This window comes from Streptomyces sp. NPDC087263 (assembly GCF_044744645.1).
Lineage (GTDB): Bacteria > Actinomycetota > Actinomycetes > Streptomycetales > Streptomycetaceae > Streptomyces.
Map to the genome: position 1 here is coordinate 593,141 of NZ_JBIUYT010000003.1, position 18,519 is coordinate 611,659.

Sequence of the window (18,519 nt, forward strand, 5' to 3'; positions counted from 1 at the left end):
AACCTCTTTCTCAAGCGGAGATAATCTCTCCACTTATCAACGGTAGCACCGCCTTGGTCGATGTGCAGTACATGGGTAGCCCACCGAGGGGGTCGCTCTGGCCCTGACGGGCATCCCGAGGCGGGAACTTCAGCCGAATGGCGAGGGCAGGCTCCCGCTCACGGAAAGCGTGGGAGGAGGTGTTCTGTAGATGCCGACCGGAACGCCGACGATCGTGGAGACAACGCTGGGGTGACCCGATCCTGCCGGTGCGCGATCCCGAGTTTCCGGAATGGGGCCCTGTATGCAGGCGCTGACAGGTCCTGCCGCCGGCTCGCTACTCTCGTTCCTCAGCGGGCCTGACGAGGCCCATTACCTGCTCCACTGTTTCGTTGCTGAGGCTGGGAGTCGTCAGTGGAGTGTTGTCGGGGCGCTCTCTGAGACCGTTCAGAAGGACCTCGATGTAGCGGCGCCAGATATCTGGCCGCTTCCCCTGCGTGAACTGAGTGGCGGCGCTCAGCATGTGCTGGATGACGGGGATGTCGGAAGGGGTTACCTCAGCCCGGAGATCCCCGCTCTCCTGGGCCCGGCGGATCAAGGCTCCGAGGAAGGGGAGCATGCCTCCGCGCGCTGTCTCCATGGGCTCGGAGCTGTGGCTGCCCAGCATGATCACCTCATGGAGGCCGCGGTTCCCGGCGAGGTCGGCCGTCATCTCCATAAGGAAGTCGACGAGGCCTTCCCAAGGGTCAGGGTGAGCAAGCGCCTTCTCGGCCGACTCCTGCCGCATCGCGAGATCCTGCTCGAACAGGGTACGTACGAGGGCTTCCTTGGTGGGGAAGCGGCGATACATCGTACCGACGCCGACTCCGGCATGGTGGGCCACGTCGTCGAGTGTGACCCCCAACCCGCGCTGACCGAAGACCTCGCGTGCCGCCTGCAGGATTCTCTCCCGGTTGAGAGCGGCATCTCGCCTCAGGGGACGGCCACCATCCGTCGGCTTGCTTCCCCGGGAACTCTCAGTCATATCGACATGGTAGCCCTGTTGATCACACTCAGTCCTTGCCGTGAGGCAGGCGAGAGATCGCCTGCGGGGCTGCCGGCGGCCGCGTCTGCTCATCCTTCTCGCGATGTCACAGCTCCCCCACCGGTCACCGTGATCAGCTCCGCTACGGCGCCACCCGATCCACGCACGCCGCGTCGGCGGAAGGATCGTCCCGTCGTCGGTCGAGGCGAGGTGCCACCGGTGCCAACTCGCCCTGGCGTCTTGCGTATTCGGATGTCTTCATGTGTCGCTCACACCCACACCCGCCACGCGGTGAACCGCAGGGATGGGTGTAAGCGAAATCTGGAGATTACCTCTCCGGATGATTCCCGTGTCTGACCATCCAGGGAGGAAAGAACCCACCTCCGCCTGGGTAACTCTGTGACAGGAGATGCTGCCTGGTATCCGCTGGTGAAACGGCGGTGTGCGGGGGTGGTTCACCACCCGCAGGGGCGCGAGTCGGTCGAATCGGCGGACCGACTGTGAGCCTGCGGGCGAGTGGCGCGCCCCTCAGTCGGAGGTGGCGGCAGCCTCGACCTCGGCTACCGAGGTGCCCTCGGGGACACGTAAAGACGGACCCTGCGGATGAAGGACGTATGGATCCCCAGGCCCTTCAGGGCCGACGCATGTCCTTCACGCGGCGAAGCTTGCCCAGCGACCGCTCCAGGGTTTCCGGGTCTACGACGGCAACCTCGACGGAGACTCCGACGCCATCCTTGATTCCCTGAGCGATGGCCTTTGCGGCGGCCGCACGCTGAGGGGGACCGCTGTCGGGCCGTGCTTCCACGCGGACCGTCATGTGGTCCATCCGTCCGCGCAGGCTGAGTTCGATCTGGAAGTGAGGGGCAACACCAGGCGTACGCAGCACGATCTCTTCCACCTGGCTGGGGAAGACATTGACACCACGAAGGATGATCATGTCGTCGCAACGGCCGGTGATCTTCTCGATACGGCGGAATCCTGGCCGGGCGGTCCCGGGCAGCAGCCGAGTCAGGTCCCGTGTGCGGTAGCGGATGATGGGCAGGGCTTCTTTGGTGAGCGAGGTGAAGACCAGTTCACCGCTGTCACCCTCCGCCAGTACCTCATCGGTGAGCGGATCGACGACCTCGGGGTAGAAGTGGTCCTCCCAGACATGCAGTCCGTCCTTGGTCTCCACGCATTCCTGGGCGACGCCGGGACCGATCACCTCGGACAGCCCGTAGATGTCGACGGCGTGGATGTTCAGGCGTTCTTCGATCTCGCGGCGCATCTGCTCCGTCCAGGGTTCGGCGCCGAAGATGCCGACCTTCAGGGAGGTGGAGCGAGGGTCGATGCCCTGGCGCTCGAACTCGTCGAGGAGGGTGAGCATGTACGAGGGCGTGATCATGATGATCTCGGGCTTGAAGTCCTGAATGATCTGCACTTGGCGAGCGGTCATGCCGCCGGAGGCGGGGATCACGGTGCACCCGGCGCGCTCGGCGCCGTAGTGGGCGCCGAGGCCGCCGGTGAACAGGCCGTAGCCGTAGGAGATGTGGACTTTGTGACCCGGGCGGCCGCCGGCGGCCCGGATGGATCGGGCGACGACATCGGCCCACATGGACAGGTCGTTGTCGGTGTAGCCGACCACTGTGGGGCGGCCGGTGGTGCCGCTGGATGCGTGTACGCGGCGTACGTCCGACATCGGGACGGCGAACATGCCGAAGGGGTAGGTGTCGCGCAGGTCGGCCTTGGTGGTGAAGGGGAACCGGGCAAGGTCCTCAAGGCTGCGGCAGTCGTCGGGTTTGACTCCGGCCTTGTCGAACTTGTGCCGGTACAACTCCACGTTGTCGTATGCGTGCCGCAGCGTCGTGCGCAGTCTGGTGAGTTGGAGAGACCTGATCTCCTCGCGCGACAGCCGTTCGCTGTCATCCAGCAATGCCTTGGGAGGCGGCTCTCCCCGGCGCGCTTCCAGGTGCTCGGGCACGATGACTTCGCTGCTCATTGCGGCTCCTCATGTTGCGTGCTGCGCAGAGTGCGACTTCGGCCGCGGAACTCCGCGATCACTTCGTCGTCGCGCAGGACACTCACGTCGTAGATGCCGCTGCGGCCGAACCGAGTGCGTTCATGTGCCGTGGCCACCAGAACATCACCTTCGTGCGCGGGCGCGATGAAGTCGATGTCGGCAGCCGCGGCGACGGTGACGGGTCCGTGGCTGTTGCAGGCGCAGGCGAAGGCCGAGTCGGCGAGGAGGAACAGGAAGCCGCCATGGGCAATCCTGTGTCCGTTGACCATGGCGGAGGTCACGGTCATCCGGAGCACGGCAGTCCCGTCGCCGTGCTGCAGCAGCTCGATGCCGAGCCCTCGTGATGCCTCGTCATCGGCGAACATCCTGGTGACGGGATCAGGCGTCGTGCTGTTTACCTGGGTCGTCATTTCCACCACCTTGTGGACCGACCGAACATTCGGTTAGCGTGCGGCAAGGCCAAGTAATCCAGCAAGACTCCTGCCTGTCAAGAGGGGGACCGGATGCTCCAACAGAACCCAGAGGATCTTGACTCCCTCGCACGTCACAGCCCGCTGCTCGACCAGGCGGCCGCCGCGGCCAGCACTCCCTTGGAGCCATCGTGAACGACGGAGTGCGCGAGCGGCCTGAGCAGGCTGCCGGCCCGGGCCGCACGGTCCACGCGTCGGCCGCCGTCGCGCACCCCGGGTATGCCGGGGCCATCCTGCGCACGCCGCTGGTGGCACGGCTCGACTCGGAGGGGGCGCTGGATGCCGGCGTACACCACCGCCAACCCGGCGGCCAGCGCCACCTCGTCCGATGTCGCCCTCGTCGCCGGCCGCTTCGCGACCCTGCAGTCACGCCGTCCTGCCCCTGCCCTGCCCCAATTGAGGAGTCCGCCTGATGTCGGATGAGATCTACCTGATCGACGGAGCCCGGACCCCGCAGGGGCGCTACGGCGGCGCCCTCGCCTCCGTGCGCCCTGACGACCTCGCGGCTCTGGTCGTGGGCGAGGCCGTCCGCCGCTCCGCCATTCCGCGCGAAGCCGTGGACGAAGTCGTCCTGGGCGCCGCCAATCAGGCCGGTGAGGACAACAGGGACGTCGCACGCATGGCTGCACTGCTCGCGGGCCTGCCCCACACCGTGCCCGGCTACACCGTCAACCGCCTGTGCGCTTCGGGCCTGACTGCGGTGGCCTCAGCCGCTCACACGATCCGCGCCGGAGAGGCCGATCTGGTGGTCGCCGGGGGAGTGGAGTCCATGACCCGCGCACCCTGGGTGATGGAGAAGCCCGGCACCCCATGGGCCAAGCCGGGCCAGGTGTACGACACCTCTTTGGGCTGGCGATTCACCAACCCGCAATTCGCAGCCGCGGACCGGGCCGTCGCCACCGAGTCCGGACCGCAGACGCCGAAGATCACCCTGTCCATGGGGGAGACCGCCGAAGAGGTGGCGGCTCTGGACGGCATCACCCGTGCCGAGTCGGACGCCTTCGCCCTGCGCAGTCACCAGCGAGCTCTTGCGGCGCAGGAGGCAGGCCGCTTCGACCGGGAGATCGTGCCGGTCCCCGTCAAGGACACTTCGGTGACCCGGGACGAGGGCCCGCGGGCGACCACCACCCTGGAGAAACTGGGCTCCTTGCGCACCATTTTCCGCAAGGACGGCATCGTCACGGCAGGCTCCTCCTCGCCGCTGTCGGACGGCGCCTCCGCACTGGTGCTCGCCAGCGCGGCAGCCGTCGACCGCTATGGGCTCACCCCGCGGGCACGGATCATCGGCTCCGCCTCGGCCGGCGTGCAGCCCAACCTCATGGGACTGGGGCCGGTGCCGGCCACCGAGAAGGCGCTCGGCCGCGCGGGCTGGGGGATCGGGGAACTCGACGCGATCGAGCTGAACGAGGCCTTCGCCGCTCAGGCACTCGCCGTGATACGACGGTTGAAGCTGGACGATGAGAAGGTCAACGCCGACGGTGGGGCCATCGCCCTGGGCCACCCACTGGGCTGCTCCGGCGCCCGCATCCTTCTCACACTCCTCGGTCGGCTGGAACGGGAGAACGGCCGCCGCGGCCTGGCCACTCTGTGCGTGGGCGTGGGCCAGGGCGTCGCGCTCCTGGTGGAGCGGATATGAACGCCGGCAGTCACCCCGCGTCGTACGAGACCTTGCTGGTGGAGGAGCGGACCGACCGGGTCGTCGTCACTCTGCACCGCCCGGAGGCCCGCAACGCCATCAGCGGCCGCATGATCACCGAACTGCACGAGGTGTGCGCACAACTGGAACGCACCCCGAAGCTGCTGCTCCTGACCGGACACGGCGGTGTCTTCGCCGGCGGGGCCGACATCGCCGAACTGGTCAAGCGAGGCAGGGACGAAGCTCTGCAGGGCATCAACAGCCGGTTGTTCGAGCGAGTCCGGAGGCTGCCCATGCCCACGCTCGCCGCGGTCGACGGCTGGGCTCTGGGCGGCGGCGCCGAACTGGCGTACGCCTGCGACCTGCGCCTGGCCGGCCCCGATGCTGTTTTCGGCAACCCTGAGCCGGGCCTTGGCATTCTCGCGGCGGCCGGTGCCTGCTGGCGTCTGCCCGAACTGGTCGGTGAGTCGGTCGCCAAGCAGGTCCTGCTCGCCGGCCGCAACCTCGACGCCCGGGCGGCTCACGCCGCGGGCCTGGTCATCGACGTCGTACCGGCCGAGGAACTGCTGCGGGAAGCCCACGCGCTACTCGACCGTATGGCGCGTTCGTCGGCCACGGCCCTGCGTCTCACGAAGCTCGTCGTCGACTCGCCCGGCGCCCACCCCGTGGCCGACGACCTGGCACAGGCCGTGCTGTTCGAGAGCGAGGACAAGAAGGACCGCATGACACGTTTTCTCGACAGAAGGAGCCGGACATGACGTCAGCGCCCAAGGCCGTCGGAGTCATCGGGGGCGGACGCATGGGCTCGGGGATCGCCCAGTCCTTCGCCGCCGCGGGCTCGGCGGTGACTGTGGTGGAGAGCGGGACGGACGCTGCCGCCACAGCGCTGGAGCGGATCGGGGCCGGCCTCCGGCGGGCTGAAGAGCGAGGCCACCTTGCCGAGCCGGCAACGCTTGTCACGCGCCGCGTGACCCTCGTATCCACAGTGGAGGCCCTGCCCCCGGACGCCGAGCTGGTCGTGGAAGCCGTTCCCGAGGATGCCGCGCTCAAGGCCCGACTGCTCAAGGCGGCCGAAGAAGCGGTGAGCGAGACGACTGTCCTGGCCACCAATACGAGCGCGCTGTCGGTCACCGACCTTGCCGCTGTCCTGCGCCGCCCCGAACGTTTCCTCGGCATGCACTTCTTCAACCCGGTACCCGCCTCCGCGCTGGTCGAGATCGTGATCGCCCCCGACACCTCTCCTCACACGGTCCAGGCCGCTCTGGAATGGACCAAAGCGCTGGGCAAGCAGGACGTCGTCGTCAAGGATTCCCCCGGGTTCGCCAGCAGCCGCCTCGGTCTGGCCCTGGGCCTGGAAGCCATCCGTATGGTCGAAGAAGGTGTCGCCGCCCCTGAAGCCATCGACGACGCGATGCGGCTCGGCTACAAGCACCCCATGGGACCGCTGCGGCTGACGGACCTGGTCGGGCTCGATGTGCGACTCGCCATCGCCGAATACCTGCACGCCACACTCGGCGAGCGCTTCGCGCCCCCGCAGCTGCTGCGCGACAAGGTGGCGCGTGGCGAACTCGGGCAGAAGGCGGGACAGGGGTTCTACACATGGTGACCGGAGAGGAAGGCTCCGCCGGGACCGAGCAACCCGGCGTGGGGTACACCCGTGACGGCGCGGTCGCCGTCATCACGCTGCAACGGCCCAAGGTTCGCAACGCACTGGACGTCCACCTTCGGTGTGGCCTGCTGGCCGCTGTGCGACAGGCACACCATGAAGGCCGGCAGGTCGGGGCGGTGCTCCTCACAGCCCAAGGTGACCATTTCTGCGTAGGCCAAGACCTCAAGGAGCACGCCCAGGCACTTGAGGACGAGCCCACCACCGCCTTCGCGTTGCTGAGAGCCGAGTACAACCCGCTGGTGGAAGCCCTTCATACGCTGCCGTGTCCGCTGGTCGTGGCGATCGAGGGCTCCTGCGTCGGGGCAGGTCTTGGCCTTGCCCTCTGCGGCGATGTCCGGGTCGCCGGGCAGAGCGCACGCTTCACCACCGCGTTCACCGCGATAGGGCTTGCCGCCGACAGCGGGCTGAGCGCCACGCTGGCTCAGGCGGTCGGGCCCTCACGCGCCACTGCCCTGGCGCTTCTGGCGGAACGTTTCGGAGCCGAGGAAGCCCACCGGTGGGGACTGGTCCATCGCGTGGTGGCGGACGGTTCCGCCCACGCAGAAGGGTTGGTTCTGGCCCGACGGCTGGCCGCCGGCCCGACCGGCGCATACGCCGAGCTCAAATCCCTGTTGCGGGCCGCCGAGGGACAGGACCTGAAGGCCGTACTCGACCGCGAGGCCGCAGCTCAGGAGCGGCTGGGGGCCACAGAGGATCACCGTGGCGCGGTGCGAGCCTTTCTGGCCGGACAGCAGCCGTCCTTTTCCGGGCACTGACCCGCCCGGTGCTTGCCAGTCCGGGGAGGGCTCATCGTATGATGGACCGAACGAATGGTCGGTAGGTAAGGTGGTACAGATGGCTACAGCACAGTCCGTCGCGTCCTCCGGTAGCGACACCGAGCCGGAGCTGCGGTCCCAATTCGAGTCGACGATCGCGCGGGACCAGCGGATCGAACCGCGCGACTGGATGCCCGAGGGATACCGCAAGACGCTGGTCCGCCAGATCGCCCAGCACGCACACTCGGAAATCATCGGCATGCAGCCGGAAGGCGAATGGATCACCAGGGCGCCGTCGCTGCGCCGCAAGGCGATCCTGTTCGCGAAGGTCCAGGACGAAGCGGGCCACGGACTGTACCTCTACTCCGCTGCCGAGACCCTGGGAGTGGACCGGGCCGACCTGACCCAGCGGCTGATCGAGGGCCGCCAGAAGTACTCCTCGATCTTCAACTACCCGACGCCCACCTTCGCTGACGTGGGCGTCATCGGCTGGTTCGTGGACGGCGCGGCGATCTGCAACCAGGTGCCCCTGTGCCGTAGCTCGTACGGCCCCTATGCGCGAGCCATGGTGCGAGTCTGCAAGGAGGAGTCGTTCCATCAGCGCCAGGGCTACGAACTGCTGCTGACGATGATGCGCGGCACCGACGCCCAGCGCGAGATGGTGCAGGACGCCGTGGACCGATGGTGGTGGCCCTCACTGATGATGTTCGGTCCGCCGGACGATGACTCGCCGAACTCCGCTCAGTCCATCGCCTGGAAGATCAAGCGGCACACCAACGACGAACTGCGCCGGCGCTTCGTCGACATGACCGTGCCGCAGGCGGCGAAGCTCGGTGTCACCCTGCCCGACCCCGAACTGCGCTGGAACGAGGAACGTGGCCACCACGACTTCGGCACCCCTGACTTCTCCGAACTCAAGCGGGTGATCAGCGGTGACGGCCCGTGCAACACGGAGCGAGTCGAACGGCGCAGGGTCGCACACGATGAAGGCGCCTGGGTACGGGAGGCAGCCACCGCCCATGCGAGCAAGCAGGCCGCCCGAGCACGCGAGGAGGCAGCAGCATGAGCGAGTCGGAGAACGAGAAGCGGGACTGGCCGTTGTACGAGGTGTTCGTCCGGGGCAAGCGCGGACTGAACCATGTGCATGTGGGCTCGCTGCATGCCGCGGACGACCGGATGGCTCTCACCCACGCCCGCGACCTCTACACCCGGCGCAATGAGGGCGTCAGTATCTGGGCCGTGCGCTCGGAGTACATCGCCGCCTCCACGCGCGACGAGAAGGACCCCTTCTTCGCGCCCAGCGCGGACAAGGTGTACCGCCATCCGACCTTCTACGACATCCCTGACGATGTCCCGCACATCTAGGAGCCGGGGATGAGCGACGATCACGTCTACATGACTCTGGCCGAGGGCCACGACGACAGCGATGCACGCTGGGCGTTCGGTACCGGCTTCGAAGACCCCCTGCACGGCGTGGACACCTCGGTGCCCGACAGTATCGATGCCGCCGAACTGGCTGCCTCCTGCACGGCACTCGGCGACGACACCCTGGTCCTGGCGCAACGACTCGCCGAATGGGTCACCCTGGCACCGGAGTTGGAGGAGGAGGTGGCGCTGGCCAACATCGGACTCGACCTGCTGGGCCAGGCGCGACTGCTGTACGCCCGCTGCGGCCAGGCCGACGCCAGCGGACGCACCGAGGACGCCTACGCCTACTTCAGGGACGCCGAGGACTTCCGCAACGTCCGACTGGTCGAACTTCCCAACGGAGACTTCGCGTTCTCCGTCGTGCGGCTGTTCGTGTTCTCCAGCTGGCGTCTCGCTCACTTCGCCCGGCTCGAATCGTCGCCGGATCCCGTACTGGCGGCGATCGCTGCCAAGGCCCTGAAGGAGCTGGCCTACCACCGACAGTACGCAGCCGAGTGGATGGTGCGCCTGGGAGACGGAACAGAGGAATCCCACCGCCGCATCACCAACGCCCTGGCAGACGTGGCCCCTTACTTGCAGGAACTGTTCTCGGCCCACGATGGGCGGAGCGAAGTCCTGGCAGATCTTCAGCAGGTTCTGGACGCCGCAGGGCTCAGCATGCCGCAGGCTTCGCCCCTGCCCGGAGCGGGTCGGCACGCCGACCACACCGAACACCTCGCGCCTCTCCTTGCCGAACTGCAGAGTGTGGCCCGCGCTCATCCGGACGCGACATGGTGACCGCCCTGGCCGACGTCCGGCGCGCCCGGCGAGTTGCCGAGCAGGTGCCCGACCCCGAACTGCCCATGCTCACCCTGGCCGACCTGGGCGTCCTGCGCGACGTGACCATCACGGAAGACGGCACGGTGGTCGCAAGCCTGACCCCGACGTACTCAGGTTGCCCGGCCATGGCGGAGATGCGGGCCGACGTGTCCGCCCGCCTGCGGGAGGCCGGCTTCGAACGGGTGGAAATCCGCACGGTACTGAACCCGCCGTGGACCAGCGACTGGATCACCCCCGCAGGGCGCAGCAAACTCACCGAGTACGACATCGCCCCACCCCTGAAGACACCGCAACGCCCCGCCGGCCCGGTACCGCTGAGCCTCTCACCGATGCGCCGCATCGTGCCGTGCCCGCGCTGCGGGTCGGTGGACACCCAGGAGACATCGCGATTCGGGTCCACCTCCTGTAAGGCACTGTGGCGTTGCCTCACTTGCCATGAGCCGTTCGAGTACGTCAAGGAGATCTGATGGCAGAGCTGACGGCACCGACTTCCGGTGCCCCCGCGACAAGGGCACGCAGGCGCCGCCCGATGTTCCACTCCCTGCGCGTCGCCGGTGTACAACGCCTGTGCGAAGACGCGGTCGCTGTCAGCTTTGAGATCCCCGATGCCTTGGCGGAGGAGTTCCTCTTCGCGCCAGGTCAGTCACTCACTCTGCGCCGTGAGATCGACGGACGGGACGAACGGCGCTCGTACTCGATCTGCTCACCGGTCGGCGCACCCCTTCGCATCGGAGTCCGGGAGGTACCGGGTGGGCTGTTCTCCTCCTGGTTGGTCCACGAGGTAAAGCCCGGCGACACCGTCGAAGTCATGGCTCCCACAGGTGCTTTCACACCAGACCTCACAGGGCCCGGTCACCATGTACTCATCGCAGCGGGATCCGGGGTCACCCCCATGATGTCCATCGCCGAGTCGGTACTGGCGTCCGACGACCAGTCGAAGGTGACGCTCTTCTACGGAAACCGGCGCACCGACACCGTCATGTTCGCCGACGAGCTGGCCGACCTGAAGGACACATACCGCACACGATTCCAGCTCGCACATGTCCTCTCCCGGGAACTCCGTGAAGCCGACCTTCTCTCCGGCCGCCTGGACGGCGAGCGCCTCGATGCCCTCATCGACGGACTGATCGATGTCCCGAGCGCAGACCACTGGTGGCTGTGCGGTCCCCACGGCATGGTTCGGGACGCCCAGCAGGTACTCGCGAAACTCAATGTGTCCAACGAACGAGTGCACCAGGAACTGTTCTTCGCCGACGAGCCGGCCCAAGCGATCCGCCGCGAAGAGCCAACGGCCGACGGACCCGTCAGCGAGGTCACCATCACCCTCGACGGCCGCTCCACCACGGCCGCGCTGCCCCGCGCCGGCACGATCCTCGACTCGGCTGCGCGCATCCGTCCGGACCTTCCCTTTGCCTGCAAGGGAGGGGTCTGCGGCACCTGCCGTGCTCGAGTCACCCAAGGCGAGGCGGACATGCGCCGTAACTACGCCCTCGAAACCGCTGAGGTCGACGCCGGATACGTGCTGACGTGCCAGACGTACCCGCTCTCCGAGACGCTGTCCGTCGACTACGACAGCTGACCGAGCTCGGCGAACCAATGGGCACTCCTGAGCGACGGTCGTCTCTTCGTGGGCGGCCGTCCGCGCGAGGTCACGAGCGCATCTCAGAACTGCGTCTGTGTAAATCAGCAAACGCCACAGGGGCTGTGAGCCTGCCTGATTGCCCCTCCCGCATTGCATCGACGGGGCGTCACTTTCCCTGGGCTGTACGGATGGAGGACGCGGCTGTGCGGGCCTCCGACACCGGTATCGCCCCCGAGTAGCCCGAGGTGTCGAACGCCATCTCTGCGACAGTCAGGGTGCCGAGAGGCGGCAGTAAACGATTGCCCCAGCGATGCTCTTGGGCGGGCAAACTTCCATCCGTTCAACTCTCTTGACACCGGTTGCACGGCTGCCTTTACTTACCAGTCACGAGACGACCAATCGTTCGGTCGGTAGGTCTGAGGCCATGATCAGCCGCAGCCCTGGAAGTCTCTGCCGACATGGTGAAAGGCCTAGTCCACTCAGCTGCAGAGTCTCCATCTCCAGCCGGCGGGAGCGGCCCGGGCGTCATCCTGCCCCGGTCTTCCGCCGACTGCTGCTGGCGCCGTTGGTATCACTCACCCAGTGAACTCGGCGGAATCCAGTTGCGCAGCGCCCTGCTTGTTGCGACCAGCGAAGTCCGACTGCACGAGGCGTGGCAGAAAAATCGGGCTCAGCGCACAAGCCGGCAGGGCATATCCAGATGTTGATCGAGGCAGTGACAGACCGGCCTCGATCAGATCGGCAACTGAGCGATTTCATCCCCCATTTCGCTCCGGTATTCCTCTCCCCAAGCCCCGATGAACAGCTGCGGCGGCATCGCTCACCCTGTCAGGAGACAGCAGTGGCCATCGACCGAAACCTACCCGGGACAGTCACGACAAAGCGGGTACGCCCGCTGCAAGTGGCAACAGCGAGCTTCGTCGGAACCGCCATCGAGTGGTACGACTACTTCATCTACGGCATGGCTGCGGCCATTGCATTCGGACCGCTGTTCTTCCCCGGTGTCTCCTCGGCAGCGGGAACCCTGGCTGCCTTCGCCACTTACTCGGTCGGCTTCTTGGCCCGCCCGGTGGGCGGCATCGTCATGGGTCACTTCGGTGACCGGGTCGGCCGCAAGTCCATGCTGGTGATCTCACTGCTCACCATGGGACTTGCCACGGTGGGCATAGGGCTGCTTCCCACCTACGCCACCGTCGGCGTCTGGGCGCCGATCCTGCTGGTGACCCTGCGTTTCATCCAGGGCATAGGGGTCGGTGGAGAGTGGGGCGGAGCGGTCCTCATGGCTGTCGAGCATGCCCCTGATCGAAAGAAGGCCTTCTACGGAAGTTTCCCGCAGATGGGTGTGCCAGGAGGGCTCATTCTTGCCAACCTGGTGTTCCTCGGCCTTACGACCAATCTCAGCAGTGACGCGTTCCTGGCGTGGGGGTGGCGAGTTCCCTTCCTGGCGAGCGCCGTCATGGTCGTGGCAGGTCTGGTGATTCGACTCACCATCTCTGAAAGCCCGGACTTCGAGGCGGTCAAGCAGTCGAAAACGGAACAGCGCATGCCCATCGTGGCAGTACTGCGAGAACACTGGAAGGAAGTAGCCCTATCCGCCGGGGCGTTCATCGGAATCAACGCGGTCGGCTATATCTTCATGGCCTACCTGCTGTCCTACACGACCGCCGTGCTGGAACTGAACCGGAACCGCATCCTTGTCCTCACCCTCATCGCGTCCCTGGTGTGGCTCGCGGTTATACCCTGGGCCTCCGCTCTCTCGGACCGGCATGGCCGGCGAGTGGTGCTCAGGGTCGGTTCCCTAGGCCTTGTCGGGTGCGCACTCTTCCTGTTCCCAATGATCAACACCGCGAACTCCGCCCTGATTCTGCTGGCGCTCCTGGTGACGGCGGTATTCATGGGTATCGTCTATGGGCCGATAGCGGCACTGTTCTCGGAACTTTTCAGAGCTGAGATTCGCTATAGCGGGGCCTCTCTCGGCTACCAGCTGGGGTCGATACTCGGTGGCGGCCTGGCGCCAACCGTTGCCACAGGCCTTTACACGAGCTGGTCATCCACCACACCTATCGCCCTGTACCTCACGGCGGTGACGCTGATCAGCCTCGGCTGTGTGTGGCTGGTTACCCGTAGAACGGCTTGACGGTCGGGGTCCTCCAGAGACGGCGGTCAGAGATTGACGTCCGCTCTGGGGGACCTGTCGTGGACGCCCGCGTCCTCCGCTCGGTCGGTCGGTGGGGCAGCTGCAACGGGTCTTGGTTCGCGCCTGGATTGGCAACAGTCTGCACGGACGCCACGAACACCCGGTCGGGCAGGAAGCACCTACTCACACTATTTACATCTGCAATCTTCTCCTTTGTGGCGTGGAGGCTCACCGATGGTCGAAGACTTCATAAGGCTGATGACTGTGTGACCTCGTGCGGCTCGACCGGGCCGTGCCGTCATCGGAATTCGTTTCGTGTCGCGAGGGAAGCGCCTTACCGTGGCGCGGTGACGACTCAGATGATCATTCTCAATGGTGGTTCAAGCTCGGGAAAGTCCGGGATCGTACGGTGCCTGCAGGCCGAACTGGCCGATCCGTGGCTGACGTTCGGGTGTGACTCGTTCGTCGACGCCCTGCCGGCGAAGATGCGGGCGTCGGACGGGGGAATCGTGTTCGCGGCGGACGGCGAAGTGACCGTCGGGGCGGACTTCCGGGCGCTGGAGGCGGCCTGGAAGGACGGCGTCGTGGCGATGGCCCGTGCAGGCGCCAGAGTCATCATCGATGACGTCTTCCTCGGCGGAGCGGCGTCTCAGCAGCGGTGGCACAAGGCACTCGGTGGACTGCCCGTGTTGTGGGTGGGCGTCAGGTGTGACAGTGCGGTCGCCGCAGGCCGTGAGGTCGCACGAGGAGATCGCGTCCAGGGGATGGCCGCGGCGCAGGCGGATGTGGTTCACGAAGGGGTCTCTTACGACTTGGAGGTGGACACGACGCACACCGAGTCCCTGAGGTGTGCGCGAACCATCGCCGCCCACGTCGGTTGACCGCTGGATCACCTCTCACACCGTTTTCCCGTCGGCCTGGTCCAGGTGGGTCTATCAAGGGCCCCCGTCAGCTCAACTGGCTGGCTCACGCTGCGAGTTACGAACCACTCACCGGCGCATGGACCGGCAGCGCCACGAAACACGCTCGCGGCACTACCCGCCGGCGGTGAAGCGGGCTCGCCACAGGTCGCGGAGCAACGCGATCTCGGCCATGTGATGGATGAATTCGAGGTTGGCCCCCGACAGCACGCCGATGAAGGGGTCGTCGGGGTCGGAACCGTACGGGTACTGCGAGAAGCCGACCGTGTCGAGCTGCTCCTCCGTGACGGCACCTACGCTCGCGCGCCAGCGGTCGATCACCGGCCAGAACCGCTCGAGTGTCAGGGCGGCGGAGGGGGAGAAGTCAATCATCAGCTTCGGATCCTGCAGCCGTTCGCCGAAGGCCCACTCCCAACCGCCCGCGAACTGGTGGTGCAGGTGTCCCAGCCGCCAGGCGATGGTCGTGATCGGCGCCGTGTCCGGCTCCGGCTCACCGGTGTGGGCGAGGATCTGCTCGACCCGCTCGACACCCACGCTCCAGTCGTCGGCGATCTTGGCAACGGTCATGCCGCCGGCGGCCTGCCGGGCAACCTCGGCGTACTCGCTCGCCGGGATGTCCGCCGCGCCCAGGTCGAGCACCCACTCACCAGGACCGAACGCTCTGGGCGTCGCCGCCTCGCTCCGGCGCCGGAGCGACCAGCAACCGGGCACCGGCTCCCACAGGTACTCCTCGTCACCGAGCCCCGTCAGCCGCACCTGGGCCATCTCCCGGGCCTTGTCGAACTGCTCGAGCAGCAAGCCCAGACGGTCGGTCCGTGCACCCTCGGTGTCCATACAGATCTCCCCTTGCGGCCGCGTCGCGCACCTCACTGCGCTCAGGCGGAAAGTATCGGCTCACCTCGCCGGGCGCGACCGAATTCTTCGCCCACGGAGCGGTTCAGCACACCCGAACATCACCGCACGCCGCCAGGCTGTCCAGGAGACCGCAAGCCGCCGAACACGAGGACGGTGAGAGCATCGGCGAGAACCGATACGGGAAGCTCTCCGTCCGGCCGGTACCACTCGATGAGAGAATTCACGGTGCCGAAAACCAGTCGGCTTGCGAGATGGGGATCGATATCGGCCCGGATTCCTCCTTCCTGCGCCGCGAGTTCGACCAGTTCGGCCACACGGTGATCGAACTCTCGCCGTCGCTTGAGGACTCGCTGTTCGGTGGCGCTGTTTCCGTGGACTCTCAGTAGCAAGGTGACATACGGCAACTCGGCTGCGAGTACTTCGACGCTCCGACGTACGATGTGCTCAAGCCGGGCCGTCGGGGCGAGTTCGGCTGTATTGGGTTCGTCAATGAGAGAAAAAAGGGCATCGAGAGCACGGGTGACAGCAAGGTCCAGGAGTTCCTCCTTGCCGGAGACGTGGTGGTAGATGCTGGACTTGCTCAGGCCCAGGCGTCTGGCCAACTCCTCCATACCGGTGGCGTCATAACCACGCTCGTTGAAGACCTCCACTGCGATCTCAAGAAGAGATTCACGGTCGTAGTTGGGTCGGCTTCGGCGATCCTGATTCTGTGATGACACGTTATTCACCTGCCCATTGTCGCAACAGGCGCGATCACTGGCCTACCACTGCGCCCGGAGGGCGTGGGCACGGTCGACGCCCTTGCCCACGATTCTTTGATGAGGGTGTCGTCCACGGTCCGCTTCGGCTGCGGGGCGGGGAGCTGACGGTCACAGGGGATGATCTTGGAAGGAGTCGCTCCAACCCGCCCTGACGCCACGGCGTGGACCCGGACACCGTGGGACGGCTCGCCCAGGCCCGGGTCTCAAAAAAACTCGGACGGCGATGTCGAGAACCCGTGACCGGCTCCGTCCCTGCTGTGAACGCGACCACAATGGGTCGCATCAGCACCAAGGAGAACACGATGGCCAAGTACCTGCTCCTCAAGCACTACCGCGGCGCCCCGGCCTCGGTCAACGACGCACCCATGGACCAGTGGACGCCGGAGGAGATCTCGGCCCACGTGCAGTACATGCGCGACTTCGCGGACCGGCTTGTGGGGACCGGTGAGTTCGTCGGCGAGCAGGCGCTCGCCCCCGGGGGGACGTTCGTCCGGTACGACGGTGAAGGGCGCCCGCCGGTCACCGACGGACCGTTCGCCGAGACCAAGGACCTCATTGCCGGCTGGATGGTGATCGACGTCGACAGCTACGAGCGCGCTGTCGAGCTGGCAGGGGAACTGTCGGCCGCCCCCGGGAAGGGCGGGGAGCCGATCCACGAGTGGCTCGAACTTCGTCCTGCCTACGGCGTGCAGCCCACGGTCACGGAGTGACCTCCGAAGTGAACGAGGCCCTGCTACGGAGCCTCACACCGAGCGTGCTCGGGATCCTCGTCCGCCGCGGAGCCGACTTCGCGGCGGCCGAGGACGCCGTGCAGGACGCGTTGGTCGAGGCGGTCCGCGTATGGCCGGCCGACCCGCCGCGGGATGCGAAGGGCTGGCTGGTCACCGCGGCCTGGCGCAAGTTCCTCGATGCGACCCGGGCGGACACGGCCCGCCGCCGACGTGAGGACCTCGTCGACGAGCAGCCGGCCACCGGGCCCGCGCCCACGGTGGACGACACGCTCCAGCTCTACTTCCTGTGCGCCCACCCGTCGCTGACGCCGTCCTCCGCGGTCGCACTCACGCTGCGTGCCGTCGGCGGGCTGACCACCCGCCAGATCGCCCAGGCCTACCTGGTACCCGAGGCGACGATGGCGCAGCGCATCAGCCGGGCCAAGCGCACCGTCTCCGGAGTGCGGTTCGACCAGCCCGGCGACGTCGCCACCGTGCTGCGCGTCCTCTACCTGGTCTTCAACGAGGGCTACTCCGGCGACGTCGACCTCGCCGCCGAGGCCATCCGGCTCACCCGGCAGCTCGCGGCCGCGATCGAGCACCCCGAGGTGGCGGGGCTGCTCGCCCTCATGCTGCTCCACCACGCCCGGCGCGCGGCCCGGACCGCGCCCGACGGCAGCCTGGTGCCGCTCGCCGAGCAGGACCGCGCCCGATGGGACACCAAGTCGATCGCCGAGGGTGTCGGGATCCTGCAGGCGGCCCTCGCCCGCGACCGGCTGGGCGAGTTCCAGGCCCAGGCCGCCATCGCGGCACTCCACGCCGACGCGCCCACCTCCGCGGAGACCGACTGGGTGCAGATCGTCGAGTGGTACGACGAGCTCGCGCGTCTGACCGACAGCCCGGTCGTCCGGCTCAACCGCGCGGTGGCAGTCGGCCAGGCCGACGGACCACGCGCCGGCCTGGCCGCGCTCGCGGCGCTGGACGACTCACTGCCCCGCCACGCCGCGGTGGCGGCGTACCTCCACGAGCGTGACGGCGACCTGGCGACGGCGGCACGGCTGTACGCCGAGGCGGCCCATAAGGCACCCAACCTCGCCGAGCGCGACCACCTCACGCGTCAGGCCGCCCGGCTCAACGCCCGCCGGGATCGCTGACGGGCGCGATCAGGGGCACATCCACGAAGGGCCGGTTGTCGGCATCGATGACTGTGCCCTTGTGAGCTATGCCGCTGCCGAACCCTGCTGACGGGTTTCTGCCCGGCTCTCGTCTTTCCTGTGTTTTTCTCATTCATTAGAGATCTTCAGAATAGGTGGAAAATTTTCCCGCACCTGTTTCCTTAAACTCCTCTCAAGAACGCCTCCTAGTGTTTTCCGTGTCGAAGCCGAACGGCTTCGACAAAAGAACTAGGCAGCCGTTGAGCTGTGCGTATGGAGGAAGCATGAGCTTCAAGAAGGTCGTCCCGGTCAAGCCCGCCAAGCCTGCCAAGGCGAAGCCGGCCAAGGCCGCCAAGCCGGCGAAGGCCCGCAAGGCCCGCCCGATCAAGTAACCCTACGGTCGGACCTTCCTTCTCGGGTTGAACAACCCCTCACCCTCAAAGGAGGGGGAAAGCGGGCCTGCGGCTGCCAGTCGCAGGCCCGCTTTTGGCATGGCCGGCCGCCGACGAGCGGCGAAATTTCCCAGTTCCCGATTATTGAATATTCTTGATTCTTTTGAAGTGGGTAATCTGGAGGCTTTCTTAAGCCACCCTCAAGAACGCCTTCTAGTGTTTTCCGTGT

The 18,519-nt window shown here is 66.7% G+C and carries 18 protein-coding genes; 13 read left to right on the forward strand and 5 right to left on the reverse strand.

The window, feature by feature from the left end; translation table 11 throughout:
- Positions 1–316 precede the first annotated feature (316 nt).
- The 3 genes from ACIPC1_RS12000 to paaI form a co-directional block, all read right to left on the reverse strand.
- Positions 317–1,003 carry a TetR/AcrR family transcriptional regulator gene (locus tag ACIPC1_RS12000; protein WP_402515827.1) on the reverse strand — a complete coding sequence of 229 codons (687 nt, stop codon included), beginning with the start codon at positions 1,001–1,003 and terminating at the stop codon, positions 317–319.
- Between the two features lie 631 nt (positions 1,004–1,634).
- Complete coding sequence (gene paaK, locus ACIPC1_RS12005) at positions 1,635–2,981, reverse strand: phenylacetate--CoA ligase PaaK (protein WP_402515830.1); 1,347 nt, start codon at positions 2,979–2,981, stop codon at positions 1,635–1,637.
- On the reverse strand, positions 2,978–3,412 hold the full coding sequence (gene paaI, locus ACIPC1_RS12010) for a hydroxyphenylacetyl-CoA thioesterase PaaI (protein ID WP_402516297.1): 435 nt from the start codon (positions 3,410–3,412) through the stop codon (positions 2,978–2,980). Before paaI ends, paaK begins: the two co-directional genes overlap by 4 nt.
- Before the next feature lie 472 nt (positions 3,413–3,884).
- On the opposite strand from paaI, the gene ACIPC1_RS12015 reads away from it, so the two are divergent.
- The 11 genes from ACIPC1_RS12015 (at position 3,885) to cpt (ending at position 14,379) form a co-directional block, all read left to right on the forward strand.
- Positions 3,885–5,108 (forward strand): thiolase family protein, encoded by a 1,224-nt coding sequence (locus tag ACIPC1_RS12015; RefSeq protein ID WP_402515833.1) that lies wholly within the window; start codon positions 3,885–3,887, stop codon positions 5,106–5,108.
- Complete coding sequence (locus ACIPC1_RS12020; RefSeq protein WP_402515835.1) at positions 5,105–5,866, forward strand: enoyl-CoA hydratase/isomerase family protein; 762 nt, start codon at positions 5,105–5,107, stop codon at positions 5,864–5,866. Before ACIPC1_RS12015 ends, ACIPC1_RS12020 begins: the two co-directional genes overlap by 4 nt.
- Positions 5,863–6,714: a 3-hydroxyacyl-CoA dehydrogenase family protein gene (locus tag ACIPC1_RS12025; RefSeq protein WP_402515838.1), complete on the forward strand. Its 852-nt coding sequence runs from the start codon at positions 5,863–5,865 to the stop codon at positions 6,712–6,714. Before ACIPC1_RS12020 ends, ACIPC1_RS12025 begins: the two co-directional genes overlap by 4 nt.
- Positions 6,708–7,532 (forward strand): enoyl-CoA hydratase/isomerase family protein, encoded by an 825-nt coding sequence (locus ACIPC1_RS12030; protein ID WP_402515841.1) that lies wholly within the window; start codon positions 6,708–6,710, stop codon positions 7,530–7,532. The genes ACIPC1_RS12025 and ACIPC1_RS12030 overlap by 7 nt, the downstream gene beginning before the upstream one ends.
- A 79-nt stretch (positions 7,533–7,611) precedes the next feature.
- On the forward strand, positions 7,612–8,598 hold the full coding sequence (gene paaA / locus ACIPC1_RS12035) for a 1,2-phenylacetyl-CoA epoxidase subunit PaaA (protein WP_402515844.1): 987 nt from the start codon (positions 7,612–7,614) through the stop codon (positions 8,596–8,598).
- Complete coding sequence (gene paaB / locus ACIPC1_RS12040) at positions 8,595–8,897, forward strand: 1,2-phenylacetyl-CoA epoxidase subunit PaaB (protein ID WP_402515847.1); 303 nt, start codon at positions 8,595–8,597, stop codon at positions 8,895–8,897. Before paaA ends, paaB begins: the two co-directional genes overlap by 4 nt.
- A 9-nt stretch (positions 8,898–8,906) precedes the next feature.
- Complete coding sequence (paaC, locus tag ACIPC1_RS12045; RefSeq protein WP_402515850.1) at positions 8,907–9,737, forward strand: 1,2-phenylacetyl-CoA epoxidase subunit PaaC; 831 nt, start codon at positions 8,907–8,909, stop codon at positions 9,735–9,737.
- Positions 9,731–10,246, forward strand: a complete 516-nt coding sequence (gene paaD / locus ACIPC1_RS12050; protein WP_402515853.1) for a 1,2-phenylacetyl-CoA epoxidase subunit PaaD — start codon at positions 9,731–9,733, stop codon at positions 10,244–10,246. The genes paaC and paaD overlap by 7 nt, the downstream gene beginning before the upstream one ends.
- Positions 10,246–11,358, forward strand: coding sequence for a 1,2-phenylacetyl-CoA epoxidase subunit PaaE (gene paaE / locus ACIPC1_RS12055; RefSeq protein WP_402515856.1), 1,113 nt, complete (start codon positions 10,246–10,248; stop codon positions 11,356–11,358). The genes paaD and paaE overlap by 1 nt, the downstream gene beginning before the upstream one ends.
- 844 nt (positions 11,359–12,202) lie before the next feature.
- Complete coding sequence (locus ACIPC1_RS12060; RefSeq protein ID WP_402515859.1) at positions 12,203–13,498, forward strand: MFS transporter; 1,296 nt, start codon at positions 12,203–12,205, stop codon at positions 13,496–13,498.
- Positions 13,499–13,845: 347 nt separating this feature from the next.
- Entirely contained in the window at positions 13,846–14,379 is a 534-nt protein-coding gene (gene cpt / locus ACIPC1_RS12065) for a chloramphenicol phosphotransferase CPT (protein WP_402515861.1), read from the forward strand.
- A 153-nt stretch (positions 14,380–14,532) separates the two neighbouring features.
- On the opposite strand, the gene ACIPC1_RS12070 is transcribed toward cpt, so the two are convergent.
- Together ACIPC1_RS12070 and ACIPC1_RS12075 are read right to left on the reverse strand one after the other, a co-directional pair.
- Complete coding sequence (locus tag ACIPC1_RS12070; protein ID WP_402515863.1) at positions 14,533–15,252, reverse strand: DinB family protein; 720 nt, start codon at positions 15,250–15,252, stop codon at positions 14,533–14,535.
- Positions 15,253–15,371: 119 nt separating this feature from the next.
- Positions 15,372–15,992, reverse strand: coding sequence for a TetR/AcrR family transcriptional regulator (locus ACIPC1_RS12075; RefSeq protein WP_402515866.1), 621 nt, complete (start codon positions 15,990–15,992; stop codon positions 15,372–15,374).
- 344 nt (positions 15,993–16,336) lie between these two features.
- Here ACIPC1_RS12075 and ACIPC1_RS12080 point away from each other — a divergent pair, with 344 nt between their 5' ends.
- Positions 16,337–16,744 carry a YciI family protein gene (locus ACIPC1_RS12080; protein WP_402516298.1) on the forward strand — a complete coding sequence of 136 codons (408 nt, stop codon included), beginning with the start codon at positions 16,337–16,339 and terminating at the stop codon, positions 16,742–16,744.
- An 8-nt stretch (positions 16,745–16,752) separates the two neighbouring features.
- Positions 16,753–17,898, forward strand: coding sequence for an RNA polymerase sigma factor (locus tag ACIPC1_RS12085; protein WP_402516301.1), 1,146 nt, complete (start codon positions 16,753–16,755; stop codon positions 17,896–17,898).
- Positions 17,899–18,519 lie beyond the last annotated feature (621 nt).